We start from the raw sequence: 25,993 nt of genomic DNA on the forward strand, positions 1-25,993 counted from the left end.
CACCCGTGATGACCATCGTGCAGCCAACCGGGAAAATGAGTGCCCGGCAGCTCCGCCACAAGCTCAACGTCGCCCACGCGTCCGGGCGGCTTCAGCCCAACGGCCGCGCACGCGCCGCGAAGGGCAAGTGGCGGGGCGACCGCTCCGCCACCCGCCGCCGTGCGATCTCCGAGCAGGTGAGGTGATGACTGTTCTCGACACGATCTGCGCTCAGATCGACGTATGGGAGAGCGTTCGGAACGACGCCACCGATCAGATCGCGCGCTTGGCGGTCGAACGCGTCCGACAGGTTGCTGCCGTGGTGCACCCGGATGCTCGGGCCTTGCACCTGGGCTGTGACGGTGACGGGTACTACCTCATGGGCATGTTCGCCGATGGCGGCCGCGACATGATCGACGGCACGGTCGACATCGATGGCATCGATCCCGACGATGACCTCACCGACGTTGTCTCGGCGCTCCCTTCGGGTGCTGCCGCCTACGACCGTGACGCCCAGACGTATCTCGTCACGCTGCCTGGTGGCGCGCCTCGGTGCGCTGCGTGCGGTCGCACCTATGACGAGGACGACTCGTGCGCCGACGACCTCTACGGTCGTCATCGCTTCGCCTGACCATCCACCTCGCGGCCTCACCCGACCTCTGTGGGGTGAGGCCGCTGGTGTGCATGGCGGGACGGGGCAATGGGGCTGTCCGTTAGGCGCGGAGGACGCTACGGATGCCGAAATATGTGACTGAAATACCCGTTCCATGAAAGGGGTACTTTTGCAGCATGAACGGGACACGCTGGTTGACAATCGCAGCCGAACTCGCCACCACCCAATGGGGCCTGTTCACCACCGCCCAAGCCCGCGCCGCCGGCATGCACCCCAAGCACCTCGCCACCCTCGCCGACGCCGGCGCCATCCACCACGTCCGCCACGGCATCCACCGCATCCACGGCGCCCCCTGGCACCCCCACGAAGACCTCCGGGCAGCCTGGCTCGCACTCGACCCCACCCGCACCGCCGACGAGCGCCTCACCGAAGACCCCATCACCGCAGCCGTCTCACACCGCAGTGCCGCCAAGGTCCTTCAGCTCGGCGACGTCGATGCAGACCACCTCGAGTTCACCCTCCCGCGCCGGCGCCAGACCCGACTGGCCGACCAGCGATTCCACGTCGGCGCCCTCGCCTCCGACGACACCGAGCTCGTCGACGGCCTACCCGTCACCACCGCAGCACGCACCATCGACGACCTCGCCGCCGACCTCCTCGACGGTGGCCACCTCGCCGGAATCATCCACACCGCAATCAGCACCGGACGACTCACCTACGACGCGGCCGCCACAATCCTCGACCGGCACTCCCGCCGCTACGGCCACCCCCGCAACAACGGCCAGCGGCTGCTCGAGCATCTCCTCGCCTGACCAACACCCAGAGGTTCATCCTCGGGGCGCACGGGGTCTACTCAATCGCCGGGAGACAACGGCAGACCGACCATCTCCTCGAACTCTGCCCGGCGATCGTCCTCCAACCTGTCCCAGACATCCCGGTACGAGTGCCACGGGATGCCATGGTGAATCCCAGCAGGCTCGCCCCAAAAGCCGACGTTCAACTGCTGTTACCGGCGACGCGGGAATGCACTGCAGCGTCATGAACTGTCGGTCCCCGCTGTCCGCGAACACGCTCACGCTCCCAGGAGACGCCGGCTATTCGTCGCCCTCCCGGACCGGAAACTGCACTGCAACACCGGGAACCACCGCCGCAGACGATTCCCTGCATGACCCAGCGATACCGCAGCACCGGCGCCTTCCACATGGCCCTGAACGCACGCATCAAGTCCGTAGCTGCTGCCACCGGCGCACCAGCCGCACAGGTCCGCCGCCAGTTCCTGGCTCAACGGTTCCTTGCCCGCGTGTTCGCCGACCCCACCGCTCCCTGGATCCTGACCGGCGGCACCGGGCTCCTGGTCCGTCTCGCAGGCGCACGGCACAGCGAGGACCTCGACCTGCTCCACACCAGCGCAGGCACCGACGCCGAAACGGCAATCGACGACCTGCGAGCGACCATCGCCGCTACCGAAGGTCTCGACCCGTTCCGGTTCACGATCAGCGTGCCAGCCACGCTCCACGGCCTGACCGGCGGCGCCACCGTGCGCGTCAACGCACACCTCGGAACCACCCCCGCCGGGAACTTCCCCGTCGACCTGGTCGTCGGCCGTAGCACCGTCGGACGCATCGAACGCCTCGCTCCGGCACCGGTACTCGACCTCGACGGCATCACCCCCACGCCCGCGATCGCCCTCTATCCCATCGCGGACCAGCTGGCCGACAAGATCGCCGCGACCTACTTCCGCTACGGCCCGCGTCGCTCGCCGTCGACCCGCTTCCACGACCTGGTCGATCTGCTGTTCATCGTCACCCATTGCGCCATCCCCGCCGCCGACACCCATGCGGCGCTCACCAGCGAATTCCGCCGTCGACAGATGCCCGCCGTCACAGCCATATCCGTACCCGGCGACCGCTGGCATGACGGCTACCGTCGCACCGCTCGACTCGCTGGACTCCCCTCCGAGTACACCGATCTCGACCACGCCCTCGCGACGGTGGGCGCATGCCTGAACCCACTGCTCGACAGCACCCGCACCACCGGCACGTGGTGCCCGGACGCTGGCGCCTGGCTCGACGACTAACCGTCCCGGGGCTCACGCCCGGCACCCTCCCGGCCAGAACTCACGCTGTCCGACACCCTCGCACGTGGCGAATGCCCAAACCAGCACTGCACAGATCGCCGCTGCAACAACGGAACTCGGCGCACGAGACGGTGAAACCGCACCGCCGCCCTAACACCAGGAGCCGACCATGACCCTGTCGCTGATCATCCCGATGGCCGCATTCGTCGCCGCTGCCGGCATCGGAGCCCGCAAGTGGCTCTACGTCCCCTTGGTGCTGCTCGCGATCCCCGCGCCCGCAGTCGCCACGGTCCTCGCCTCGATTGCCCTGGTCTGGCTCGCTCGCCGCTACGCCGCCAACGCTCGCCCCATCGCCTCCAGCATCCTCGCCGCAATTTCCCTCATTGGCTGGTTCATCGGCACCGGTCCCAGTCTGCAGGGCTACGGCGCGTTCTCGCTGCTCCTGATCCTCGTTGGCCTCGCCCTCACCGCGGCATCCCTCATCCGAATCACCGGCGCGGATATGGAACCCCAACCTGAGGTCGCGTCGAAGTCAGCCACCGAGTCCAACGCCTGACCTCCGGCCTGGCCGCCAATTGATGAACCAGCGCCGACAACCGGGATTGGCCATGGGTTCTGTCCAACCAATGCGAGAACCCCAGCACCAGCGAGGACGATGGACCGATGCCATACGAACCCATGACCCTGACCACCGCCGATGCAGGGCAACTGCTGACCCTCCAACGCGCCGCTTACGTCGCCGAAGCGCAGGCCCACCGAGACCTCGAACTCCCACCGCTGACCGAAACCCTCGACGAACTGATCACCGAACTCGTCCAGCCCGCGGTCACCGCATTAGGCATCCGCGACGACACCGGACGCCTCATCGCTGCCGTCCGCCTCCCCCGCATGAACCACGAACCCCATGCGGCCGAACTTGGCCGCCTCGTCGTCGCACCCGACCAGCAAGGTCGCGGCCTTGGCACCCAACTTCTTCACCATGCCGAGATGCACCTGCAACCGCGAGTGACCGAACTACGACTGTTCACCGGTGAACACAGCGAAGCCAACCTGCGCCTGTACGGAGGACACGGTTACCGCAAAACCGGGCGCACGCCGACCCCCGCCGGCTACGCCCTGATCCACCTCACCAAGCACCTCAACTGACCGCTGTTCACCCACGCGAAGCCGGTGGTGGCTGGCCACGGGATCGGGATCACGCGCAGCCAGCCCGAGACCTCCAACGATCAGAGTTCGCCCGCAACGTCGGCTCGGTAGTGCCTGTTGCTGTCGTCGAGAACCTCATCCCAGTCGACCCCAACCGCATCCGTGAGATGGTGCAGATCAACAAGCAGATCGAGGACCCCGATCTTCAGATCCTCACCGGCATCGCCGACCAGCCGCATGTAGTCGGCGAGCACTCCCACGACGTTCAGCGCCCGCACCGCGTTCGCCTCCGCCGGATCCTCGATCTCGTAGCAACGGGGCGTCTGACTGTGAAGGACCATCGCCTTCGCGAGATCCTCGACAGATTCCGCAGCCCGCAACGTGGGCAATGCCTTCACCGGCATGGGTCCTCCAGATTTCGTAGTGATCGAGAATGACGGCACCATCGTCGAATCCGTACCTGCCTGGTGTTTCACACCCCATCCCTGCTGCACACTGCCAGTGCTGCGCTGCCGGCCGCGGAGGCGTCTCTGGCAATCGGTCGGCGTGGTGAAGCCCGACCGTACGGTGGCCTCCGCCGCTTGGAGCACCATCAAGCGAGCGTCGAGCGGGGCCACCAGCTGGCTCTCGGCGCGGTAACCGTGAGGAGCGTTGCATGAGGATCCCCGATGACACCCTCGAACAGATCCGGGAGCGGGCCAGGATCGACGAGATCGTCGCCCGCTATACGCGTCTGGTTCCTGCATCCAGGGGAGAGGCGAAGGGCTGCTGTCCGCTCCCGGACCATGACGAAAGGACGCCCTCGTTCTACGTCAACCCCGGAACCGGGGTCTTTCACTGCTTCGGGTGCGACCGAGGCGGGGATGTCATCACCTTTCTCGAACTCGTCGAGCAGCTCACCTTCCGTGAAGCGGTCGAACAGCTCGCCGAACAGGTTGGGGCGGCGATCCTGACCGACCGCGAGCAGGCACACCGCAGCAGCACAGAAGGGACACCGAAACTGCTGCGTGCAGCCCTAGAGATCGCCGCCGAGGTGTACGCAACCGCGATCACCGACGACCCCGCCGCCGCGTCTGCCCGTGAGTACCTGACCGAGCGCGGCTTCACCGACGCGCACATCCGTCAGTGGGGGATCGGCTTCGCACCTCGCGGCCGCACCACGGTCCTCGGCGCACACCTGGCCACCCGCGGGCTGCCCGCGAATGCTGGACACGATGCCGGGCTCATCCGTCGGGGCCGGGCCGGTCAGCCCTACGACACCTTCGCCGGCCGACTGATCTGGCCCCTGCGCGACCCGCAGGGCCGCATCGTCGGGCTCGCCGGTCGCAGCCTCGATGACCCCGGCCACAACCCCGACCGCTACCGCAAATACGTCAACAGCGACGACAGTGCTCTGTTCCGCAAGTCCGACACGCTTTTCGGGCTTGCAGCCGCACGACCCGCCATCGTCAGGCAGCGACGCGTGATCGTCGTCGAGGGATACACCGACGTCATGGCAGTGGCAGCCGCCGGACATCCCGAGGTCGTCGGTGTGTGCGGCACCGCTTTCACCGCGACACACGCACGACTGCTGTCCAGACTCCTCGGGTCCGACGGAGAGATCGTCGTGATGTTCGACGCGGACGACGCGGGCCAGACCGCCGCCTGGAAGATCGCTGTCGCCTGCCACCAGTTCGCGACGGTCACCCTCGCAGTTCCGGGGAAGAGCGGTTCGGACCCGTGTCAGCTGCGCGCCGATCACGGCGACCAAGCCGTAAGGGACGCCGTAAACGCACGTCAACCTCTGATTCGGCAGATCCTCGGCCGCCTCCTCGCCGACGCTGACACACCCGAGAAGGCAGCCGTGGCCGCGCGCCGGGCAACAGCGATGCTCGGCGAACTCACCGACGACGTCCTGATCCTGCGGTACCGACGATGGCTGGCCGGCGAACTCGGGATCCCCGAAGGCCAACTTCAGGTCCCCGCCCCACCGTCACCACCGCCGTCCCTCAAAGTCACTCCGATCGAGCGTTTGGACTGCATTCGAGATCTCGCGGCCCAACTCGTCGACGACCCAACACTGTGGAGTCGCCTGCAGCTACCCGAGGTGCTCGAACTCGCAGATCTGCTTCCCGACCGGTACTGCGCCGTCGTCGAGCGCGCCGCGGTGGCCCCACCGGAGATCCCGGACCGATGGGCCTGGCTGCTGTCCACGGCTCCCGATGAGGCGGCGCGTGCTGCGGTGACAGCGTTGCGGGCCGGCGCACCGCTGCAGCGGGAGCCGATGAGAGCGGTGAGCGAATGTGCGCGGGCGTACGGCCCGGCGCGGTTGGCTGCGGTGCGGGCGGATACAGCCGACCCCGACTCGGTTGGCAGGTTCGCCCAGTTGGCGGCCGGGCTATCCCGTGTCATGAAGTGATCTGGTGAGTTAGGTTCCACAGCAGAGGGATCAAGTCAGGTGCAGAGCAGATTCGCAGCGAGGGCAGTTCAACGCTGACCGGGACCGATCCAGAGCATCGGTCCCGGTCAGACGAGGAGAATTACGCGGGTTCGCAGACGCGCCCTGAGTTGGGGCGTAGCTCGTTGCCGTTGATCTCGAGGCCCGTTTGTGCGGCGCCTAGCCGGCCGACAGCAACCTTGCCGGTGCCAATGCGGTTCACAGAACCGTCGGGGTTGGGAGTGGCGCAGTCGTAGTAGATGAAGTATCCGCCGTCGGGCTTCTCGCGCATGATGCGCTGCATCAGGTTGACATGGATTCGGCGCAGGCCAAGCGCGTCATCGCTGCCGAGGTGAACATGGGCGATGATGAGGTCATCGTCGTCGCTGGCGATCTCGTACGGCGGTACCTCGACCTCTGCGACGGGGGCGGTCGATGAGCTTGTCGCTGCCGGAGCTGCGGATTCGTCGCGGTCGGGACCGAACACGAAGCGATCGCACGCGACGAGAACCAAGTACACGACAACGATTCCGCCCACGACCTTCGCCGCGGTGGTCTTCCAGTTTCGTGAATTGGTCTCCTGAGGCTGTTGAGATTCTGGGTGCCCCGCCGCTGGAAGAGGTGGTGCTGAATTCGTGGCCTGGTGGGTGTGTTCTGTCCACCGATGTCCATCCCACCAACGAACGAGGTGGGGGTTGTCGGGATCGGGGTGCCAGCCGGGCGGCGGGGTGGTCATGCGCTGTTGATTCCTTTCGTCCGCTAATTATCTGGACTGGACTGCGCGTCGTTACCTCACGGAGTGAGGTCCGCGTCACCCGGCGGTGCCCCGCTGCCTCGCGATCGGCGCTCTCGCAGCGCCCGACGGAGAGGAGCTCGATCATCTCGAAGCGAAGTCTCGACACAGACTGCAACACCGGCGCATTGGTGTCGGCATCGTTGCTTACGTTCGGAGCAACGATCGAAAACACACCAACCGGAAGGACTTACCGATGACGACAGGATTCACCGCGCCGCGCGGTCGAGGACGGCGAAGCCCCGTCAAGCCGATTGGTTCGACGCGACCCGCGGCCGCCGCGCCGGCCCAGGAGCCGACACCCACCGGCGACCCGACACCGACCCCGCCCGAGCCAACCCCGGCCGCGACCGGCGACGCCGCACCCTCACCCTCACCCGCCGCCGAGTTCACTCCCGAGGGGGAGGAGCAAGCCACAGTCCCCGAGCCGACTCGCGGCGTCCCGTCGGGTTCCGCGCCCGATTCGGCGTCGACTGCCGAAGCACCGGCCGCGCCGGTACGCGAGCAGCCGCGCCCCGCTGCACAGGCGAAGCCGCGGACCACCGCACCCACCCCGGAGCCGGAGCAGCCCGCAGTCCCGGTCGCCCAGCCCGAGCAGGACCAGCAGCCCACGCCTCTCCCCAGGGAAGCCTCGCGAACCGCCGGCCACCCCACCCCCGCCACGCCGCTCGTGGTGGTCTCGAACGGGACCGTCAGCTATGCCAGCTCTTCGATCCACGTGCTCGACCTCGACGCCGCCACCCGCGCCGACAACGCACACGCCGTCCTCGACACCATCACTGCGCTCAAGGAAGCCGCCACCGACGGACCGGTCGAAGACCTGGTCAACACGTTGTTCGGCATCCTGCGCGCCAAGGTCTGAGAACCACACACAGCTCCGCCCCGATGCGTTGGGGCGGGCCGGACCACACCACGAGCCACCGAAGGGAAGACCCATGATCACCGTCAGTGCGGAACCCGCAACGGTCGCCAGTTTCGCAGCCCACCTGATCGCCGACGAGGACCGGATCGACCGCCTCCTCCCGAAAGACCCGTGGTTCCACCACGGCTCTGCCTACCTCGACAGCGCATACGGCATTCTCGCCGAATACCTGGCCGTAGACTGGCAGACGCTGACCTCGACCGAGCCTGCCCTCGCCCTGCACGGTGCGGTCGCCGGCGCTGCCGTCGAGGTCACCGTGGACCTCGTCGGACCCGAACCGAATGAGCAATCCCTCAGCGGCGTCGTGTACCTCGACCTCCCGAACATCGACACCCTCCGACTCGCACTCCCGAACGTCACCCGCGATACCGACATGTTCTCCGCGCACCACCTGTACGACCCTGCCGCCCAGATCAACCACGTGATCGCGACACTGTGCGATCTCGTCAACAGGGCACTGAAGCCGGTATCCACACTGCTCGACACTGCGGCCTGACGGGCCGCACAAACTCTGAAACACCCGCCATCGCAGGTCCATAACGTTCGGGACGAACTAACAACCTCCCGAAAGGACCGCTCATGACACCTGCGACTCTGCCCGCGACGGAACTGCCCATCCCCGACCTCGACTGGTCAATCGCGTCCTACAAGGGCCACCAGACCTCCGACGGTTTCGCGTACGTCGCGAGTCTGCGGCGCAACGGCAAGAAGGTCGCCAGCGTCGAGCACGACGGCCGCGGCGGCACCGTGATGGTGTTCTGGACTACGGCCGCGAAGGAACACCGCCAGGCCTGGAACCGGTGGGTCGCCGACTACCAGAGCCTGCACCCTGAGAACGCTGCCTACGAACCCGAGAGCACTGCCGTCGAGTCGCTGATCGACGAGTACGAGGTTGCAGCGAAGCTCCGACGTGCGACACGGCGCGAAACGCCCGTGCTTCGACCCGGCGAATCCGTCCTCTCCTCCGGCGGCTTCGCCGCACTTCGCGGTCTCCCTGACTCGCCCGAGGTCAAGGCATTCCTGAGGAAGCCCGACCACGACTTCGATCGATTCTGGGACGGAAAGCGCTGGGGCAAGCTGTGAGATACGCGGGCCGGTGACGAGCGAATTGCTTGCCACCGGCCCGTTCTCGTTCTGCGACGCCGCCGACTGGATAACCAGCGACGTAGCGTCTCGCACCGAGCACACCGGATCGTTCCCTACCGGTGACCCCAACGACAGGAGACGAGTATGCCCCAGCGCGACAGCATTGTGGTCCTCACCGAGAGTGAGGCCGCCGTGGTCACGGCCGCCACCAACAACGACCACATCAAGGAGGCGATCAAGGCGCTCAATGCTCGGATCACCGAGAACAGCGCGGCCATGAAGTCGACGCGGTCGGGACCGAAGACCTCCGAGGAGTTCGAGAAGGCGCGGAACGCGGCACAGGAGAACCTCCAGTTGCTGGAGGCGCTGCCCGAGAGTGAGGGCAAGGCCGCGTTGGTCAACGAGTTGAAGCAGGCCGCCGTCCTCTTCGACGAGGGTCTGGCCATGCACGGGCAGGGAAACTGACCTATGACCGCAACGATGGATGCAGCAGATCAAGGGCTCGCGACGAAGGCAGCCCGCATCCAGGCGATGCGTGCGCGGCTGTCGGTTCTCGATCCCGACCAGTCTCGGCTGTTCGCAGAGACCGCAGCAGCAGCGTCCGATGCCCAGAGCAACGCATTGGACGAGCTCACGGAGGTGATCGAAAGTCGAGGCGTTGCAATGGGTTTCTATCGGGAGTCGCGTCCGCGTGCATTTCTGGCGCATGAGGCCGTGTGTCGAGATGCCCGGCTGCCTGGGGTTTTTCCCTACGGCGCGGAGGCAGCGGCGGTGAGCGCGTCCGCGGCGATCCTCTACGAAAACGAGGCACTGGTTGCGGGCCATGGGGTGCGCTCCGCTTTGTTGGCTCCGGTGGTGGCCATCCTCGGTCCGGAGCGGGACTGGACGGTGCCCGAAGCAGGCTGACTCGTTCGGCCACGCCGATACGCCGGTGTATCCACAGTCACTGTGGGGTGCGCCAGCGTATTTCGTTGTGCATCAATAGGGCAGACGTGTCGACTTGATGCCTGCCGGGGTGGGCGAGGGGACCTCGGTCGGCGTGAGGTCGACAAGGCCGCAGGTGCCGCATCCAGTGTGAGCCGGGCCGCCCGCAGGACGAGATGCCGGAGCTGGCGCCGGTCGGCCTGTCGGTGGATGAGCACGACGAGTACCCCGCTCGAATCGTGCTCATCGAACGGGGAGGTGGTTGCTGCAGAGCGAAAGAAGCTGGGGTCGCTCAGAAGCAGTGTGGGGCGATGGCCTCGGACACGCGGGGTCTCGTGACAGATGGCACGGCACGGTCAGCGTGCTCAGCTCTGGGGCTGCGGCCATGAAGAGGGATCGCCACATGAACAGATGTGCTGACTGGATCCAGTTGTGTGCGTGGAGGATCGATACCAGTGGCGTCACGGGGTCTCGTGAACAACCTCACCGTGCACAGTCGCGTTCGACCAGGGTGCGCAGCCGCACTAGGTGCGCGCATCGACCGGGAGTGCACTCTCGCGGACGCGCCGGGAGAGGAGAACGGAGAGCCGGTCCTGTTCGACCTCCGTAACCGGCTGGTGATGGGAGGGGCCGACGAACCCGAATAGAGCCCGTGCGCGCCTGCCGGCGAATCCGCGCGCAGCGACGGCGTCCTCTGCTGCACGATTCGTGCGATGTCGACCTTGCCGGCACGGAATCGACGGGGGATGCGGCCGGTGAGTCGGCGTAGCAACGCCCGAGGTGTACGAGAGAAGGCAGCTGCGGTAACAGCGTCGGCCGGGATGCTCGGCTCGGCGGTGTCGGGGACGATCAGGTCGTCGAAGGACAGCTGACCGTTGTCCACGGCGCGATCCTGGGACTCGGTCTCAATGTCGTGCTCGACGTCCAGGGTTTCGAGTTCGACGACAACCTCATCGAGCGCCTTCTTGCGCGGTGGCTTCGTTTCGAATGCGTCGCGGACCCCGAGGTTGAGCGCCAATTTGTGGACGTTGCGGTAGTGCATTCGGAGGATCTTGCCGAGGAAGTTCATCGACTTGCCCTGCTTGGCACCCCGCAGGACGATCGCTTCACTTTCGGCGGCGCTGAATTCGTGCTCGCGGAGCATCCCGGGGTCGTGGAAGGCGAGCTCGACAACATTCTCGTCTGGCCTGTCCAGGTCAGATCTGTTGTCGTCAGTGGCCTCCGGTCGCTTGGCGGTGTCGGGGATCCATTTGAGGGCGGTGTCGTCGGCGTGGATGTCGGCGTCTGGGTATCCGTCGTAGTCCCATGCCACCCCGGCGCGGACGACTGCGCACGGGCCGATGCCGTCGAGGATTTCGACTCGGGTCCGGGTGCGGCATGCTTGCACGAGGGGGCAGGTAGCGCAAACAGCAACGGCGCGTTGACGATCCGACGTTTCGTCAGACTCGAACACGTCGAGGATGGCGTCGCAAAGACGGTCAGCAGAATCGGCGACACCAATAGGGTCGCCGAGCACAGCTGTGCTCATGGTGTGTCCTATGCAAGTTGTGTGGCAGATCCGATGGTGATCACTCTAGCGCACTGCGAGCGAAGTGGTGGGATGCGCTGCTGTTTCGGTGGCCCCGAGTTGCGTTGCAACACACGGAGAAGCGAAATGTCACCGTTGGACCATGACCTACCGATTCGCCACCATCGGATGCACGCACGCCGGCTACAGCACCCGCGGCATGCGGATGCACCGCCCCACCGGCTGGAATCTCCGCGTCGTCGACGGCCAACTCGCATACAGCCAGGCCGTCACTCAGATCATCGACGCCGGCTGCCGAGGTCTGTGGCACGGAGGAGACGTCACTCACTGGTCCCGCCCACTGCCGCGCGACGTCGAATCAGTCCAGCGACTCGACGACCTCATCTTTGACGCGGGACTCTGGAACGGGAAGAACAGCGGCAACCACTGCGCAGGCTCGGGTGCAGACCTTTCCGCCGTTGCCATGTTCGACCGACCCACGATGAACGCCTTCACCGTCTATCCCGACAGCCGCCGCGCGCCGGAAGACAGCGTCGGCCCGTACCCCGGCCTCTACGAGATCCACCAACCCGACCCCGATCAGGCCATCTACTTGCACGTCGTAAGCCACTACGGTCTCGACCCGGATCTCCGCAACCAGGGCATCCACATCGAACCGGAGCCTCTCGACCACGGCATCAACATCTTGTGCTCGCACGGCATCTTCGTCGGGGACGAACGCCTCTACAAGGCCGCCGAACGGCACGGCGCCGACCGCCTCGTCCCGACCGAGTGGGTAACCCGAGGGTTCGACCTCACCCTCCTGTCGGACTTCCACACGCCCGGCCCCGTCAACGGATTCGGAGACCCCGATGGGCGTGGTCAGGTCTGGTACACCGGCTCGACGGTCCGCCGCGGATTCTCCGACGACGAGTCGCCCCGAGGATGGCTCCAAGTCGACCTTCCCGACGCCGGCGCACCCCACGTGACACTGCGCGAGATCTGGCAGCGCCCACAGCGTGACTTCGACCCGATCGACGCCACCACCATGACGGTCACGCAGATCAACGACCTGGTGCGCGATCGCCTCGCTGCACAGCGCTGGATCGACGCCGAGTCGGAAGCTCTCACCGGCGAGGGCGGATGGATCCTGCGTCAGCGCATCGTCGGCGCCACACCGCAGCAGCGGCAAGGCATCTACGAACTCGCCGGGGAATGGGCGAATGCAGCACGCGACGCAGCGTACTGGTCCACCACCTTCGAAAACCCGCTCAGCGGAATCTCACTCGCGCAGCCCACCCACGAACAAATCTCGATCACCGAGCGCGTCGTCGACCTGCAAGTCGCGCTCGACCACCGCACCGATCACGGAAACGTCGGCAAGACCCTGCGCGACGCCCCCGAGTCTCTCCGCGAAGCCGCCCTTACCCAGGCCCGCGCCGCACTCGGCGCACCCTGCACGGCCTGACACTCGGAGAATCAAACCCCTACCCTCCCACCACCAAGACATGCCGATGCGCACAATCGACATCCGACCACCACAGAGGAGCAACCATGTCGCCCACAGTCGACGATCCGTTGACGGACCACGGCCTACCCGTGTTCGTGCTTCCTGACGGAACGGTCCTGCCTTCGACCGATGCACACGGAAGACCGATCGCAGGATTCAACGGTCTGGCTATCGGGACCGGCCCCGACGGTGAGATCGTGATCATGCCCTCGGACTGGTCGAGCAGTGACACAGATGTGGACTGGACGCCGTTTTCAGGAGTCGTCCACAACGGTGCCGCGGTCGTCGATGTACCTGTCGCAGCAGCGGGTGAGACGCAATCGGCTGTGGCGGCGCCGATGTCCCCAGAGTCGTGGGGCGACTCGTTGACGACCGTGCTCGTGTCAGTGTCCGTGCTGGCCTTCGCGGTCGCTGCCGTCCTGGGTGCCAGAATCTGGCGTCGCATGAGTCGGTCCTGATGAGAGACGACCTCGACCAGGTCTCTGATCGGCAAGGACCGGATCGTAGTCATCCGCTGTGCCTCGCAGGCTCGCCGCGCTGGGCAAACCGAGGGTGAGATCGGCGTCTGTATCCAGCCGGACTGTGCCTCGGAACCGATCCTCAGACCTGCTCGGAGGTGTCCACGCCGACGCAGTCCGGCAGAGTCGGTGGTGGACGGTTGCGAGGTGTGCCGCCCACCAGCGCTCGGGCGCATGTTTGTTCTCTGGAGCAAGTGACGTGCAGGACCGCCTGCTCGCTTCCATGTTCCGTGGACTCCGTCGACGGTTACCACAGTGCCAGGGGCGTGCCGGCGTCCTCTGCGGCCCGGATTCGTGCCTCGATTCGGGCCGCGCTGTCGCCGTTGCGCAGCCCTGCCCGTACCGCTTCGGCGATCGCACGACTGCGCCCGGCCGAGCCGCGCACATCGGCGAGAGGCGAATTGAAATTGCGGCGCCGACGCAGGTACTCGATGCGGTTGGTGCCGTTCGTACCGAGCCGCATGTGCCGGGGATTGGTGCAGGCCGCGTAGTCACATTGATGACAGACGGTGACGTCGTCGGTGGCGGCCCAACCGAGCCTGGGGATCACGTCGTATTCGAGTTGATAGGCGAACAGATGAGCCGGGACGGTCCCGCGGCGTTCGAGTCCGATGTTGCCGGCTCGGAACGAACCGTGGCCGGTGGAGCTGATGGCACCGATGAACGGCCAGCAGGTTTGGGGACTGCGGCGGTAGCGCTTGGCTTCGAACCGAGCGACGACCACCGGATCGGACAACCACTGCCGCCACAGGTCGGCCGGCACCCGCACCGGGCGACGATCACCGAGTAGAGCCAGCTGCTCGCCGCGGTCGGGCACTCCCTCGAGGTCGAGCATCAGACCGCTGTCCACCGACACTGCCCACCACCTTCCTCCGGCCACGCCCCTCCGATCGTACGGGCATTTCCGCAGGTCGGCGAGACATACTCGATGTCGGTGTCACGACTGAAACACCCACCCCGAGCCGTTCGTAGCGTCACAGGCATCGACAGGCACCATCACGAAAGGGACCGGGATCATGCTGCGGTTGAAGTCGCTGGAGATCACCAACATCCGCTCCGTCGAGCACATGACACTCGATGTGGACCCGGACGGCACGACCGCTCTGTACGGCCCCTCGGGGGTCGGCAAGTCGGGCATCCTCGACGCGTTGCCGTGGTGCCTGTGGGGAGACACCGGGTCAGCCGGATCGGCAGCTGCACTGCGCCGCGAGGGATCCACCGAACCCGCCCAGGTCACCGCCACCGTTCTCATCGGCAGCGACGAGGTCGTCGCCGTACGCCGGATCACCCGCTCCGAGGCCGGTGTCGAATCCGCGTCGGCGAAACTGTGGATCAACGGCGTCAAGCAGTCGAACGTCACGCCGGCGTCGTTGACCCGGATCATCACCGAGCTGACCGGGCTGACCGCGAAGACGTTCCGCGGCGCGTTCTACATGGCGCAGGGGCAACTGACCGAACTGATGACGGGCACCCCTGCGAAGGTGCAGGAAACGTTCGAAGAGCTGACCGGCCTCGACGACCTGACCAAGCGTATCCAGGGACTGCGTGAAGAGTGCAAGGACGCCGCGGTCCGGGCCGAGGCACTGCCCGGTGACCCGGCCGAGGTGAAGCGAACCGCCGACGACGCCGAGGAAGCCGGGGCCGAAAGTGATCGCCTGCAGCAGGAATGCAACCGAGCCGCGGCTGACGCTGCCGAAGCCCGGACCATCTGGGATGCCGCCAACCAGCAGGCGAAGGAACTGCAGCGCGCCGAACGCCTCGCCCGCGATTCCCGCGAAGCCGTAGTCGGCGCCCAGGCACTTGCAGCGGACGCCGGGCAGGCTGTCGACGCGGCCCGCCAACGTCTCCACGATCTCGGTGAGGCAACCAGCGGGGATCACGAACCGCGGGGCGCCGTCGCCCGCCAGGCGTGCACCGATCTCGAACACGCGCTCGGCGAACTGACCCGCCGCGGCACGGAACTCAAGTCCGCCACCGGGCAGGAGAGCAGTGCCCGGACCGCCGCCGAGCAGGCCCGCGCCGCACACGCGGCCGTCGACCCGGATGCGTTGGCCGCCGCGGTGACCGCCGGGCAGGCCGAGGTGGAGGCCGCGCGAAGTGCACACCAGGAGGCCCTGCGGGCAGCGCACGTCGCCGACGCCGCCGTCGCCCAACGCGACGAGGCCATCGCGACGCTCTCCCGCGCGATGGACGCCGCCGCATGCCCGACCTGCAGACAGGACGTCGGCGACGTCGCCGCCCTGATCGACGAGCAGCGCACGATCCTGGACCAGGCACGTGCGGAGGCGACGGCCGCCCACCAGAGGGCAACCGCGCTGGACCGGGCCCTGCTCGACACCGAGACCCGGCTGCGCAAGGCCCACGACGCTCTCGCGAACGTCGACAGCCTCGCGCGCGTCGCCGAGCACGCGGAGGCCGCGGCCAGCGCCGCGACCCGGCACGCCGACCAGGCCGCCGGGGCGCTGGCCGAGCTGGTCGCCACTCACCAGAACGCACCGGCACCAGCCGGGCGGGACGAGATCCACCGGGCAGCGCTCACCGTGCACGAGCAACTGACCGCACAGCTCGCCACTGCACGCACGGTCACGACGGCATGGAATGCGTTGGCCGACGCCCTCACCCGGGCGGCTGCTGCCGGCGAGCGCGTCGAGGTGGCACGCGCCGCGGTGGTGGACGCACCGAGCCCCACCGACGTCGCGGCCGCCGAGTCCCGCGAAGCAAACGCACGCGCCGCCCTCGACGCTGCACAGGCACGCGCCGCGGACGCCGCAGCGCACGCCCAGGCCGCGCGCGCCACAGCGATGCAACTCGACGGCATCGCCGACGACGCCGCCACCCGATGGGAGCTCAAGAGAGAGGCCGCCGAAAAGGCGGAGATCGCCCGCATCGCCCGTGACATCGGAATCGCCCTGCGTCGAGATCTGCTCGCCGAGTACTGCGCCACGATCTCCGCAGCAGCGACCGACATCCTGACCCGACTGGGCGGAGAACATGTGGGGTTCGTGATCGACGAGACGTTCGTACCGCAGGTGGTGTTGCCCGACGGGACAACCCGCGCCACCCGGCAGCTCTCCGGCGGCGAGAAGGCCCGCGCCGCGGTGTGCGCATTCATCGGGTTCTCCCGCCAGCTCGCCGGCGGTGGCAAGCCCGGCATGCTGTTCGCCGACGAAATTACCGCCTCGCAGGACGAAGCATTCCGGCGGGACATGCTGACGATGCTGCGCGCCCTGGAAATGCCGATGATCGTCGTCTCGCACACCGCCGACGTCCTCGACATCGCGTCGCGGGTGATCCGCCTGCAGCGCCCGCCACTCGGATCCACCCAGCTCGCCGCGTGATCAGCGGCCACCTCGGCTGTCGATGATCGCGATGTCAAGACAGCCGGGGTGGACCATCGCTCGTCTACCGTTCGACCGCTCCACCACCCTTCGAAAGGATCACCACCTCGTGCTCGCCTACGGATACGTCGGATTCCCTGCAGGGTCAGGGAACTCGTCAAGTGCAGCGATAGACCTGGTGCTGCTGCGTGACGGGACGCCCCGACGCTGCCACGGCACGATCGGCGCGTCTGCCTGGGAGTCCACACCCACTGGATATGACTCGCTGCTCGACGGGATCCTGCAGCTGGGGTCGAACGTCGAAGACACCCGCGACCGAATCGGCGACCCAGATTCGCTGCCGATGCGCGTGATCGAACTCGCCGACACCGTCACCGACGACCGGGTCCCGAACGCCTTCATGGTCGAGTACTTCAAGGTGGACGACCCCGACGAGCAGATTGAACAGTTCGCCAGTGCCGCCCTGGCCGCCGGTAGCGGCGCCCCCGCGGTGGACTGGGACAGCGACCCCGCAGGCGCCGACCTGGAACCGGCGATCGCCTCCGACCCCGACCAGACGTACAGCACCCCGTCCGGGGACCGGTACCTTCCCCGAATGGTCGGCGGCATCGTCGACGTCACCGTCGTGCGCGCCGCCATCAACCAGGGATGGACGGTCGGTCTGGCCGGCGAACCCGGCTCAGGCAAGACCACGCTCGCGCAGGTCGCAGCGCCGGACCTGCTGCAGTTGACGTTCCACGGCGAGACAACCGTCGAAGACATCGTCGGCCGCTATAACCCCGATCCGACTGCACCGTCGGGGTTTGCCTGGGTCGACGGGCCCCTGCTGCAGGCCATGCGGGAAGGACGTCCGTTCCTGGCCGACGAGCTGCCGCGCGCGCCGCAGGAAGTGCAATCAGTGTTCCTGTCCGTGTGCGATCACCGCCGCACCTACATCGACATCTCCAACCCCCATGTCGGTCGGGTCGGCGCCGCCGACGGCTTCGCGGTGCTGATCGCGTACAACCCCGGCTCCGGGTTCGGGATCCCCGAAGCGCTGCACGACCGGATCGCGTTCACCGTCACCGTTCCCACGGACCTGTCGACCGCGGAGAACCTCGGGGTACCGAAGGCATTCGTCGATGCCGCCCGCGCCTTGATGACAGCGAACGACGTCGCACGAGCGAAGGGGCACGAGCCGGTGTGGGTTCCGTCGCTGCGTGCTCTGCTCAAGGCCCGCGACAGCGGACCGCGACTCGGCATCGGTTTCGCGGCACGGTCGTTGGTGTCGGCGTGCCCGGAGACGCTCCTGCGCGGCCGAGTCGCCCAAGAGCTGGAAAAGCACCTCAACTGGGGAGCGGGTGAACTCGGCGAACTCATCGCCCAGTCCTGACCAGCACACATCCGCGCCTGACAGGGCGTATCGAGAAGGGAATCAATCGTGGGGTCGCAGAGTTGGGAGCTGACCGGATGGTCGGCCACCGAATGGGCACGGCAGATCGCAGGCCGCGGCGACGTCACCGTCACTATCGACGCGACATCGGGCGGCGTCGACGTCGATCCGGCGTCCGGGCAGATTCGCATCGACCCGCACGCTGCAGAGCTGTCTGTCGACGATCGCGGACGCGTTCCGACGACGAGGACGCTCATCGATCGCCTCTCCCACCCGATCCTCGCTGGTCTCGTCCTCGACGGAGCTTCGCGTGCAGCGCATTCGCGGTGGCACGGCCGTGTAAGCGATACCGTCCCGGACGGGGTACTCGAGGTCGCGTGGGCGCTCGACGTCGCGCGTGCGCACCGCAGACTGATCATCCGCAGCCCGAGGTCACGGTTGTTCCTCCGGTCGGCCGCCCCCGTGACGATGCCTCTCGTGGGGTCGCCACGTCTGCTGCTCGAGCGGGTGCTTCCCCAGGTCGACGCCGGGGTGCTTCCACGGTGGGTGGGGGAGCGGATTCGTCCGGTCGTGGAGGATGCGTTCGGCACCGACGTCGTCGCCGAGTGCACGCAGATCTGGCGCCAGGTCCTCACCCTGCGCGACAGTGACGAGGAGCAGTTGCTGGCGTTGTCCGAGCAGTGGTGCCGGCTAATTCCGGAGACCGATCCCGGCGGCGGAAGAGGAGCAGGCTCCGGGCCGGGGGAGGAGACAGGGCAGCCGGTCGGCAGCAACGACACCGAGCCTTGCGACGACCCTTCCGGCGCTGCAGTCGACAACGACAACGACGGTGGCAGCGGTGAGCCTGGAGCCGACCCGAGCGACCAGGAAGCCAGCCTCGGGGCAGGCGCCGGTGATGCCAGCGACCGACTCGACCCCAGCACGGGGATCGGTTCGGGCTGGATGGACCTGCTGCGCGACCTCGCCGCGGAGACCTCCGCCGAGGCAGAACTCGAACTCCACCAGGCGCTCGGTCCGCAACCCACACCTGAGAAGCGGGCCAACGACGCCCAACGCGACCTTGCCGCGGCCGCAGCCCGATCGGTGTTCGATGCGAAGGCCCTCACCCGCATTCGGCACCGGCCGCCCACCGACACGGAGGTCGCCGAGCGCGCGGCGATCGTGCGCCGCCTCAAACGCGCCCAGTACGAAGCGCCCCGGCAGGTCACCGAACAGGTGGCCTACCCGGCGGGGAAGGCTCGCACGAGCGGACTCGTCCAACGCGCAGCGCAACGCGCCAACGGGCAGGTCGTCACTGCGACACCCTGGCGCCGCAACCGGCGCAAGGTCGCCGAGAAGCCGCCCCTGCATGTCGGTGTCGTCGTCGACGTCTCCGGCTCGATGGACCGCTGGCTCCCGGCGGCCGGCACGGTGATCTGGTCGCTCGCGGAGGCCGCGGCAGAGCTCGGCGGTACCGCCGCCGCCACTGGCTTCGGCGGTACCGTCACCGCATTGCTCGGACCTCGCGCCCGCGCGAACCGAGTACCCGTCGTCCCTGGAGGATCCTCCTCGACTGGGTGCGCCGAGGCGATGTCCGCCGTCACCGCCGGCGCCGACCTCACGACTGCCTTCGGGGCCCGAGTCCTCGTCGTTCTTACCGACGGTGAACTCCCCAGCCACGAAGCCTCGGCGATTGGTGAGCGGGTGCGCTACCTACGCCGCCACGACGTCCAGGTCGTGTGGGCGCTGACCGGTGACCGCGAGCGAGCCTCCGTCATCCCCGAGGACACCACGGTCGTCGACCACGTCACCCCGAACGCATTCGCAGGACTCGTCTCCGACGCCATCGCCACCGCACTCGAGCAGGGGGCGCACAGGTAGCAGAGAGGTACTTTGCTGCGGCGGGGACGGCTCAGACATGGTGAAGCTAATCCTTGGTCGTCGCGTCCTTCGGGTCGCTTGTCGGGCTTCGGAATAACTCGGTAAGCCCGTGAAGTGCGTCTGTCACCCGCTCCACGATCTGCTCGAACTGCTTGTCGGGCGATATTGAATCCAGTCCAGCCCGGACCAAGGTGGCCTCGAAGTTCGAGCCCTTCATGTGGGCGGCTCCAGTTGAGCGGAGTCCCTGAAGAAGACGAAGGGGACCCACCAGATCGCTCGCATTGCCGTTCGAATCCTCGACAATCTTCTGCAGGCAGTTGAGAGATTGATCATCCGTGCCCGCAACCTTCCGAAGAACCTTCACATCCAGCGCCTCAACGAGGCCGATCGCGAGCGCGATAATGCCTTGGTTACGTTGGCCCTCAGTCGAATTAGTGCACAACGCCAAGCTGGTGAAGTTACGCGCATCTTCTGCCCCAAGTTGCTTGTATGGCAGGTCCCCGAAACGATCCTTGAACGCCACGATGAAATCTGCACGGGCTCGTCTGAGACGATCCGGGTCGGGGCGCTCGTCTTCAACCCACCTACCAGCGAGGTCGCGGAGCGCACGAGTAATCGTGACGCCACCGCGTGGATGAACGTTGTAGGGGAGCCAGTACTCGCGTTCGCTCTCGGGGAGGCTCCCCAGGTCACCGAGCCATACCTGGACTAAACCCTCATCGTTGATGTCGATGTCCATCATCCACCGACCGTGGCACTGCACGTCGGTTCTCTGCAGGAGATAGCGAGCGGGATTGTCTCGATACCGGGTGAGGACGTCCGAGTCGAAGAACACCGGAGTGAGGTAACTGCTGTCCTCCTGTCGACAGCTCAGGCGGATCTCCTCGCCTGTAGACGAATCGACGCCCACGATGAACTCTTGATATTTCTCCGGGCGAATGGGGTCGTCCGGATGCTCGCCGGCCGCCGCGAAGGGGAGTACGAGGTGCTTTCCCGTAAGCGTCGCGTTATATCCACCGAGGCCGGTAGCGCGCCACGCGATGTAGCTGAACGACGCAACCTTCGTCTTGACCTCAAGCTCGATTCGACCGTTGTCTGGTGTGTCAACCGTGCTGCAGTGCGAGTGCTGCACAACGAGGACCATTCCTCGCGCAGCAAGATACCTTCGAAGGTGACGAGCGCTGACCGAAACTTCGTACTCGCCTTCGGCCATCCGACGGATCTTGACAACCTCCTCATCGCGCCCAGCGTTGTTGGTGCGGTACATGCTCTCGTCCGGGCGAGTAACAAGTCCAAGCCACCATCGGAAGGACGGCGTGAACTCGATCAATGGCTGCCTAGTGCCTGCTGGCAACTCCAACGAGTGCGCGAAGAAATGCAGGTCGTAGCCGTCAGGGTTGCTGAGCAGGCCGTCGTGGAAGGCCGGGTCGCGTTCACCGCTGTAGGTTGCTTCGCCCAAGTCGTTGATCGACCAGTCTGTAGTTTCCAGGATCTTGTCCTGGTGTTCGCTCTCAACGAGCAGTGATGTCAGACTGCTGTAGTTCGTCCCGCCTCCTTGCCTCCGGAGAACCGTGATCCACTCGGTAGGTTCCGGATCGATGAGCGCAAGCGCTTCGCGGTGCTGTAGAGCACTCGGCAACGCCTCATAGCGCTCGATGCAGTCAGCCTTGACGTCAGAGTTAGTCCACACCCGACAATCTTAGGGATACATCCCGCAAGCGAAATTGGTAGTCGCCGCAGCCTGCAGGCAGGTCGCCGGGCTGGAGAAGCTGCCGCGCATGATGCCGAGCACCTGAATGCTTCCCGCAGAATGTGAGGCCCTCCGTGACCGAACCGACCGTGCGTCACCCGATCAGCATCGAAGACGCCACCCGCCTCGACCCCGCCCAGATCGCACCCCCGATCGTCGTCACCGACGGCGAACACACCGAGATCGGCGCCGCCCACGGCAGAGTCCTGCCGTTGATCGGCCACCGCCGCCCCTACATCTACGACGTGTCCCTGCCCGACAAACGCCGCGTCTACGCCGACACCCCGGAAGATGCGATAGCGGTCATCATCGGCGGTGACTACGCCGAGAAACTCGCCGCCCTGCGCGATCTCGAATCGTCGATCGACGACACCGCGATCGACGAGGCATGGCTGGCCCTGGCCAGCCTCCGGCACGCCCACGCCGACCGACTCCGTCTGGCCCTGCAGCAGCAGATCAACGACCTCGCCCAGCGCGACGGCGCATGGGACCACCTCGACGACGAGGAACAGCAGCAGCTGACCAAGGCCGCGGACCCCGACGGCCCCTACCCGGTCGGTGTCCTCGAGGAAATCCCGTTCGTCGACGAGGAAGACAACCTGCACACCCGAATGACGGGTGTGTGGTCCGCGCGGGTGTCGCTGGTCCTCAACACCGGTGACTACGACCCCTACTCGAACACCCCGCTCCCGCTGTCGGAGATGACCCGCGACGGCGTGGTGGTGCCGGGCGACCCGAACCTGGTGGTCCTCGACATCGGCGACAGCGCCGCCTATCTGGAGTCCCTGGAGAAGGCCGGCTGGCTGACGATGTCGGTGTTGCAGGCCGAACAGCCCGACCCGATCTTCCGGGGCATCAACCTGAGCTGACCGCTGTCCGTCGAGGCCATTGTCGCTGCTAGACGCGGTAATTCGACCTCGACGACGCCGGTGCTGTCGGTGCATGCCGCCAGGATGAACAGCAATCGGATCTGCCACACACCCCGAGCGAGGAAGGAGTCGGCGCGGCCAAGATGCCGCCGCCGGTAGCAACATGGTTTGCAGAGAGAACAAAGCGAGGTCGACCGCAATCCGCCTCGCGAAGGAAATGTGCAAGGCACAGGGGCTGGGCTCCCTGCACGATCGTGAATTGCAGTCCGCCATTCACGAGCGGCAACATCACTTCGACGGCGCCCCACCGATGACCACCGAACAGCAGATCGCGTTCGTCGAAGGCCTGCGCCAGCAGATCGAGAACGATCCGTCGATCTCGGATCGGGAGAAGTACCGGCAGAGCTGGGATCAACCCGGAGTGATCACTCGCCTCGACACCGAACTCGACCGCCTCAAGACCGGGATGTACACCGACCGCTTCGGCAACAAGACACCGCTGACGGACGCACAGAAAAACGCCGGCAACCAGCTGCAGGCAATCCAGTACCTCGGAACCATGGTGCCGCGCATCCAGTCCGCGAAGGCCACGTACTTCGAGATCAACGCTCGGCACACCGGCCGCAGCATCGGCGAAGTGCAGGCCGAGTGGGATTCGATCATGGCGCGCCAGGGAACCGGCCGCGGCAGCGTCGGTATCTCGTTGAAGGATTCGTGGCGCGACGATCTCGCGGTCGCAGGCCTGTCCGCGCAGGGACAGGCTGACATCGGCCAATCCAAGCGAGCCCGGGATGCCCTGGCAGAAATGGAAGAGCGGCGCCTCGCGCACCTGGCGAAACAGCCGAGCCGCCCGACGATCCGACCCGAGCACCGTCGTGTGTACGCGCAGTCCGCCAACCCGAATGTGCGGTGCGAGCAGTGCGGCCAGTTCGGTCACGAGCAGCCCGCCTGCCCGAACGGTGACCTCGCCGCCCGCCGGAAAGAACTGCAGGCCGAGCACCACGCCGCGACCAACGCCCTCAAGGCCGCATCGGTGCAGCAGGTTCTCGACTCGGGGCAGGAGCCGGTCTATCTGCGCCGCGACGGCGTCGAGGTCCGCGGTGATGAAGCGCGCCGGCTCCTTGAGCAGGACCGTGACAGCTTCGCGGGCGGGCGACCGATCACTACGGTCGCCGAGGCGAACGCGCGGCTGAAAGCCGTCGCCAACAGCGACGCCGAGCTGCAGCAGCAGATGGCGGCCCGCACCGGTGGGGTGTCGTCGTGGGTGCAGGAGGTCGCGTACAACGAGGAATCCGGTCTGATGATGGTCACGACCGCGCCGCGGACCCGCAAGGACGGGCAGGTTTCGCCCGGCAAGACGTACCCGTACCGCGTGTCGAAGGAAGAGGCCGCGCAGATCCTCGCTTCCGACGAGGTCGGGCGCGCGATCTCCAACACCGTCATGCGCCGCGGCAACGGCAAGACCAACGACGCCTACCACTGGGAGAACGCTGCCGACGCCCAGGCCGCGCAGGAACAACGCAAGTGCCCGACCTGCGGGCGGTGGGCGTCGATGACGTCCTCACATGCGTGCCCGGTTCCCGGCTCGGCGGCCGCCGACAACAGCATGGCCGATCGCGCGCAGCAAACGCACTGGCGCGCCCAGGCCCGCGCGGCACGGGAAGCCGGCCTGGAACCGCCGGCACCGCCGATGCAGCGGGTCCACCTGATGTCGCAGCGGCAGTTCAAGCTCCCCGGCGGTGGCATCGCGAACGTCCCGCCGCCGCGCGATGTCCGCGACCAGGTCGCCGCCGGCCGCGCGGCCGCGCCGTCGGTCAGCTTCCGGTACCCCGAGGCGACCGTCTCCGGGCAGGCCACCGTCTGGCGAGATGAGTCCGGTGTCGACGTCGTGTCCCCGTTCCCGCAGGCCGGTGGCAACGGGATGCGCTGCACCTGTGGGAAGTTCAGCAGCGGTGGCCGCTGCGAGCACATCGGGAATGCGCTGCACAGCCTCGGCGACGCGTACGGTGCCGCGCCGACGGGTGACACCGCGCTTCGGCCCGGGGTGTCGATGGCGGAGGTGCGTCGCGACCGCACGTCGGACACCGCCTACGACGCGCCCCGCGCACCGCTCGAGCGGATGAACTACTCGCGCATCCAGAACCTGCGCGCCCAGCGGCAGGACACCCACAAGGAGGGCTTGTTCGAGAAGCAGCGTCGGGGCGAGCCGATCAATACCCCGTCGGTGAAGCCGCCGAAGGACACCGAGGGCCGAGCGGTCGCATGGCCGACGACGTTCGAACGGGAAGGCAAGGGCGGCGCCAACTCCGACCGCCCCACCGACCTCAACGACGTCGCCGACGTGCAGTACCGGATCCGAGCCGCGCTGTTCGCCCGCACGCGCACGCACTACTCGGTGCTGCGAGACAAGGACGGCGGGATGCGGATCACCATCCCGAAGGCCCGCCGCGGGAAGGACGGCACCATCCCGTTTCCCGAGCGGGCCCGACTCGCGGACACTCTCGGAATCCCGGCGCACCTGTCCCGCGCGAACGGTGTCTACATTCCGGCGGATACGTCGTGGCGGCACGAGATGCTGTCCCGGTCGTACGGGGACACTCCGCCGCCTATCCGGGCGGCCCGGTACACCGTCGCCTGACGCAGAAATCCCCTGTGGCCCCGAGGTTTCCCTCGGGGCCACAGGTCGTCATGCGTCGCTGTTCAGAGGGTCTTGAGCTTCCCGCACGGGCCGGGGACGTTCGAGGTGCTGCGTGAGGTCAGCAGGGTTCGGACGATTTCCTGGTCCGCGGGCGAGAGGTTGGGGTCGATGAAGTTCAGTTCCGGCTTTCCCAGTTCGCGTACCCGGCCCGCGAGGGTGGCGTCATAGACGGTCCGGTCGCCGTTGTAGCCGAGGATCCCCGTGACGTGCAGCACCGAGACGGTGAACTTCCGAAGGGTCACCGGAAGGAACCGTGCGGCAAGGACATCGGAGTCACGGAAATTGGTCCATGCGCCCTGGTTGGCGAGCACGCATTCGGCGTCGGTGTGCTTGACGCTCTCACCGATCTGGGTGCGATTGAGATAGGGCTCCGGCTCAATTTCGGACGCCAAGGCCTGCTGCAGGACCGGGTAGTCGCCGTCGGTGTACAGCAGGGGGTAGTTCGCCATCGTGAGCAGCCTGCTGACGTCGAGATCGGGAAGGTAGCCCGATTCGAGGAGGAACTGCACGCTTGCATCCGAAGTGCCAAGCAGTTCTGCTGCCTTCTGCCGGCTGACGGTCAGCGATGCCTTGCGATCCGAGTCCTGCTGAATGAGCTTGGGGGACATGTTTCAT

Annotated in this window: 24 protein-coding genes; 18 read left to right on the forward strand and 6 right to left on the reverse strand. The window is 66.8% G+C overall.

Going from position 1 to position 25,993, the window contains the following annotated elements; translation table 11 throughout:
* Positions 1-8: 8 nt before the first annotated feature.
* From LPH33_RS26060 to LPH33_RS26085, 6 genes are all read left to right on the forward strand, one after another.
* On the forward strand, positions 9-185 hold the full coding sequence (locus LPH33_RS26060; RefSeq protein ID WP_229568619.1) for a hypothetical protein: 177 nt from the start codon (positions 9-11) through the stop codon (positions 183-185).
* Positions 185-610, forward strand: a complete 426-nt coding sequence (locus tag LPH33_RS26065) for a hypothetical protein (protein WP_138845965.1) — start codon at positions 185-187, stop codon at positions 608-610. The genes LPH33_RS26060 and LPH33_RS26065 overlap by 1 nt, the downstream gene beginning before the upstream one ends.
* A 158-nt stretch (positions 611-768) precedes the next feature.
* On the forward strand, positions 769-1,404 hold the full coding sequence (locus LPH33_RS26070) for a type IV toxin-antitoxin system AbiEi family antitoxin domain-containing protein (protein ID WP_138845964.1): 636 nt from the start codon (positions 769-771) through the stop codon (positions 1,402-1,404).
* A 353-nt stretch (positions 1,405-1,757) separates the two neighbouring features.
* Complete coding sequence (locus LPH33_RS26075) at positions 1,758-2,669, forward strand: nucleotidyl transferase AbiEii/AbiGii toxin family protein (protein WP_229568621.1); 912 nt, start codon at positions 1,758-1,760, stop codon at positions 2,667-2,669.
* A 169-nt stretch (positions 2,670-2,838) separates the two neighbouring features.
* Positions 2,839-3,225, forward strand: coding sequence for a hypothetical protein (locus LPH33_RS26080; RefSeq protein WP_229568623.1), 387 nt, complete (start codon positions 2,839-2,841; stop codon positions 3,223-3,225).
* A gap of 107 nt (positions 3,226-3,332) precedes the next feature.
* Positions 3,333-3,815 (forward strand): GNAT family N-acetyltransferase, encoded by a 483-nt coding sequence (locus tag LPH33_RS26085; RefSeq protein WP_229568625.1) that lies wholly within the window; start codon positions 3,333-3,335, stop codon positions 3,813-3,815.
* Between the two features lie 80 nt (positions 3,816-3,895).
* Here LPH33_RS26085 and LPH33_RS26090 read toward each other — a convergent pair whose 3' ends face one another.
* Positions 3,896-4,432 (reverse strand): hypothetical protein, encoded by a 537-nt coding sequence (locus tag LPH33_RS26090; RefSeq protein WP_229568626.1) that lies wholly within the window; start codon positions 4,430-4,432, stop codon positions 3,896-3,898.
* A 38-nt stretch (positions 4,433-4,470) separates the two neighbouring features.
* On the opposite strand from LPH33_RS26090, the gene dnaG reads away from it, so the two are divergent.
* Positions 4,471-6,213, forward strand: coding sequence for a DNA primase (gene dnaG / locus LPH33_RS26095; RefSeq protein WP_193904149.1), 1,743 nt, complete (start codon positions 4,471-4,473; stop codon positions 6,211-6,213).
* A 121-nt stretch (positions 6,214-6,334) separates the two neighbouring features.
* On the opposite strand, the gene LPH33_RS26100 is transcribed toward dnaG, so the two are convergent.
* Entirely contained in the window at positions 6,335-6,967 is a 633-nt protein-coding gene (locus tag LPH33_RS26100; protein ID WP_138845959.1) for a DUF2510 domain-containing protein, read from the reverse strand.
* Positions 6,968-7,220: 253 nt separating this feature from the next.
* On the opposite strand from LPH33_RS26100, the gene LPH33_RS26105 reads away from it, so the two are divergent.
* The 5 genes from LPH33_RS26105 to LPH33_RS26125 all read left to right on the forward strand — a co-directional run bounded on the left by LPH33_RS26105 (position 7,221) and on the right by LPH33_RS26125 (position 9,938).
* Positions 7,221-7,886 (forward strand): hypothetical protein, encoded by a 666-nt coding sequence (locus LPH33_RS26105; protein WP_193904151.1) that lies wholly within the window; start codon positions 7,221-7,223, stop codon positions 7,884-7,886.
* A gap of 73 nt (positions 7,887-7,959) precedes the next feature.
* The gene (locus tag LPH33_RS26110; protein WP_193904152.1) at positions 7,960-8,442 is read left to right on the forward strand and encodes a hypothetical protein; all 483 of its coding nucleotides are present in this window, start codon (positions 7,960-7,962) and stop codon (positions 8,440-8,442) included.
* 83 nt (positions 8,443-8,525) lie between these two features.
* Positions 8,526-9,029 carry a hypothetical protein gene (locus LPH33_RS26115; RefSeq protein ID WP_229568628.1) on the forward strand — a complete coding sequence of 168 codons (504 nt, stop codon included), beginning with the start codon at positions 8,526-8,528 and terminating at the stop codon, positions 9,027-9,029.
* 147 nt (positions 9,030-9,176) lie between these two features.
* Positions 9,177-9,497: a hypothetical protein gene (locus LPH33_RS26120; protein WP_193904154.1), complete on the forward strand. Its 321-nt coding sequence runs from the start codon at positions 9,177-9,179 to the stop codon at positions 9,495-9,497.
* 3 nt (positions 9,498-9,500) lie between these two features.
* The gene (locus tag LPH33_RS26125; protein ID WP_193904155.1) at positions 9,501-9,938 is read left to right on the forward strand and encodes a hypothetical protein; all 438 of its coding nucleotides are present in this window, start codon (positions 9,501-9,503) and stop codon (positions 9,936-9,938) included.
* 310 nt (positions 9,939-10,248) lie between these two features.
* On the opposite strand, the gene LPH33_RS26130 is transcribed toward LPH33_RS26125, so the two are convergent.
* Positions 10,249-11,484, reverse strand: a complete 1,236-nt coding sequence (locus LPH33_RS26130) for a hypothetical protein (RefSeq protein WP_229568629.1) — start codon at positions 11,482-11,484, stop codon at positions 10,249-10,251.
* Between the two features lie 142 nt (positions 11,485-11,626).
* Here LPH33_RS26130 and LPH33_RS26135 point away from each other — a divergent pair, with 142 nt between their 5' ends.
* Entirely contained in the window at positions 11,627-12,931 is a 1,305-nt protein-coding gene (locus tag LPH33_RS26135) for a hypothetical protein (RefSeq protein ID WP_229568631.1), read from the forward strand.
* 807 nt (positions 12,932-13,738) lie between these two features.
* Here the strand turns inward: LPH33_RS26135 and LPH33_RS26140 are convergent.
* A complete protein-coding gene (locus LPH33_RS26140; protein WP_138845949.1) occupies positions 13,739-14,347 on the reverse strand; it encodes a hypothetical protein in 609 nt (202 codons plus the stop codon).
* Positions 14,348-14,507: 160 nt separating this feature from the next.
* Between LPH33_RS26140 and LPH33_RS26145 the strand changes: the two genes are divergently transcribed.
* The 3 genes from LPH33_RS26145 (at position 14,508) to LPH33_RS26155 (ending at position 20,061) form a co-directional block, all read left to right on the forward strand.
* On the forward strand, positions 14,508-16,829 hold the full coding sequence (locus tag LPH33_RS26145) for an AAA family ATPase (protein ID WP_229568633.1): 2,322 nt from the start codon (positions 14,508-14,510) through the stop codon (positions 16,827-16,829).
* A gap of 178 nt (positions 16,830-17,007) precedes the next feature.
* Positions 17,008-18,201, forward strand: a complete 1,194-nt coding sequence (locus tag LPH33_RS26150) for an AAA family ATPase (protein WP_229568634.1) — start codon at positions 17,008-17,010, stop codon at positions 18,199-18,201.
* Positions 18,202-18,249: 48 nt separating this feature from the next.
* Complete coding sequence (locus LPH33_RS26155) at positions 18,250-20,061, forward strand: hypothetical protein (RefSeq protein ID WP_229568636.1); 1,812 nt, start codon at positions 18,250-18,252, stop codon at positions 20,059-20,061.
* A gap of 46 nt (positions 20,062-20,107) precedes the next feature.
* Here LPH33_RS26155 and LPH33_RS26160 read toward each other — a convergent pair whose 3' ends face one another.
* Positions 20,108-21,751: a hypothetical protein gene (locus LPH33_RS26160; RefSeq protein ID WP_229568638.1), complete on the reverse strand. Its 1,644-nt coding sequence runs from the start codon at positions 21,749-21,751 to the stop codon at positions 20,108-20,110.
* A 134-nt stretch (positions 21,752-21,885) separates the two neighbouring features.
* Here LPH33_RS26160 and LPH33_RS26165 point away from each other — a divergent pair, with 134 nt between their 5' ends.
* Entirely contained in the window at positions 21,886-22,680 is a 795-nt protein-coding gene (locus LPH33_RS26165; RefSeq protein ID WP_229568639.1) for a hypothetical protein, read from the forward strand.
* A 259-nt stretch (positions 22,681-22,939) separates the two neighbouring features.
* On the forward strand, positions 22,940-25,318 hold the full coding sequence (locus LPH33_RS26170) for a hypothetical protein (protein ID WP_229568641.1): 2,379 nt from the start codon (positions 22,940-22,942) through the stop codon (positions 25,316-25,318).
* Positions 25,319-25,380: 62 nt separating this feature from the next.
* Here the strand turns inward: LPH33_RS26170 and LPH33_RS26175 are convergent, their stop codons facing one another.
* Positions 25,381-25,986 carry a transcriptional regulator gene (locus tag LPH33_RS26175; RefSeq protein WP_229568643.1) on the reverse strand — a complete coding sequence of 202 codons (606 nt, stop codon included), beginning with the start codon at positions 25,984-25,986 and terminating at the stop codon, positions 25,381-25,383.
* Positions 25,987-25,993: the final 7 nt, after the last annotated feature.

This window comes from Rhodococcus sp. RDE2 (assembly GCF_020885655.1).
Lineage (GTDB): Bacteria > Actinomycetota > Actinomycetes > Mycobacteriales > Mycobacteriaceae > Rhodococcus > Rhodococcus pyridinivorans.

What these genes read in the sequence shown, in the direction of transcription:
- LPH33_RS26060 (WP_229568619.1), top strand. Translation starts at nt 9, where the DNA reads ATGACCATCGTGCAGCCAACCGGGAAAATGAGTGCCCGGCAGCTCCGC.
- LPH33_RS26065 (WP_138845965.1), top strand. Translation starts at nt 185, where the DNA reads ATGACTGTTCTCGACACGATCTGCGCTCAGATCGACGTATGGGAGAGC.
- LPH33_RS26070 (WP_138845964.1), top strand. Translation starts at nt 769, where the DNA reads ATGAACGGGACACGCTGGTTGACAATCGCAGCCGAACTCGCCACCACC.
- LPH33_RS26075 (WP_229568621.1), top strand. Translation starts at nt 1,758, where the DNA reads ATGACCCAGCGATACCGCAGCACCGGCGCCTTCCACATGGCCCTGAAC.
- LPH33_RS26080 (WP_229568623.1), top strand. Translation starts at nt 2,839, where the DNA reads ATGACCCTGTCGCTGATCATCCCGATGGCCGCATTCGTCGCCGCTGCC.
- LPH33_RS26085 (WP_229568625.1), top strand. Translation starts at nt 3,333, where the DNA reads ATGCCATACGAACCCATGACCCTGACCACCGCCGATGCAGGGCAACTG.
- dnaG (WP_193904149.1), top strand. Translation starts at nt 4,471, where the DNA reads ATGAGGATCCCCGATGACACCCTCGAACAGATCCGGGAGCGGGCCAGG.
- LPH33_RS26100 (WP_138845959.1), bottom strand. Translation starts at nt 6,967, where the DNA reads ATGACCACCCCGCCGCCCGGCTGGCACCCCGATCCCGACAACCCCCAC.
- LPH33_RS26105 (WP_193904151.1), top strand. Translation starts at nt 7,221, where the DNA reads ATGACGACAGGATTCACCGCGCCGCGCGGTCGAGGACGGCGAAGCCCC.
- LPH33_RS26110 (WP_193904152.1), top strand. Translation starts at nt 7,960, where the DNA reads ATGATCACCGTCAGTGCGGAACCCGCAACGGTCGCCAGTTTCGCAGCC.
- LPH33_RS26115 (WP_229568628.1), top strand. Translation starts at nt 8,526, where the DNA reads ATGACACCTGCGACTCTGCCCGCGACGGAACTGCCCATCCCCGACCTC.
- LPH33_RS26120 (WP_193904154.1), top strand. Translation starts at nt 9,177, where the DNA reads ATGCCCCAGCGCGACAGCATTGTGGTCCTCACCGAGAGTGAGGCCGCC.
- LPH33_RS26125 (WP_193904155.1), top strand. Translation starts at nt 9,501, where the DNA reads ATGACCGCAACGATGGATGCAGCAGATCAAGGGCTCGCGACGAAGGCA.
- LPH33_RS26130 (WP_229568629.1), bottom strand. Translation starts at nt 11,484, where the DNA reads ATGAGCACAGCTGTGCTCGGCGACCCTATTGGTGTCGCCGATTCTGCT.
- LPH33_RS26135 (WP_229568631.1), top strand. Translation starts at nt 11,627, where the DNA reads ATGACCTACCGATTCGCCACCATCGGATGCACGCACGCCGGCTACAGC.
- LPH33_RS26145 (WP_229568633.1), top strand. Translation starts at nt 14,508, where the DNA reads ATGCTGCGGTTGAAGTCGCTGGAGATCACCAACATCCGCTCCGTCGAG.
- LPH33_RS26175 (WP_229568643.1), bottom strand. Translation starts at nt 25,986, where the DNA reads ATGTCCCCCAAGCTCATTCAGCAGGACTCGGATCGCAAGGCATCGCTG.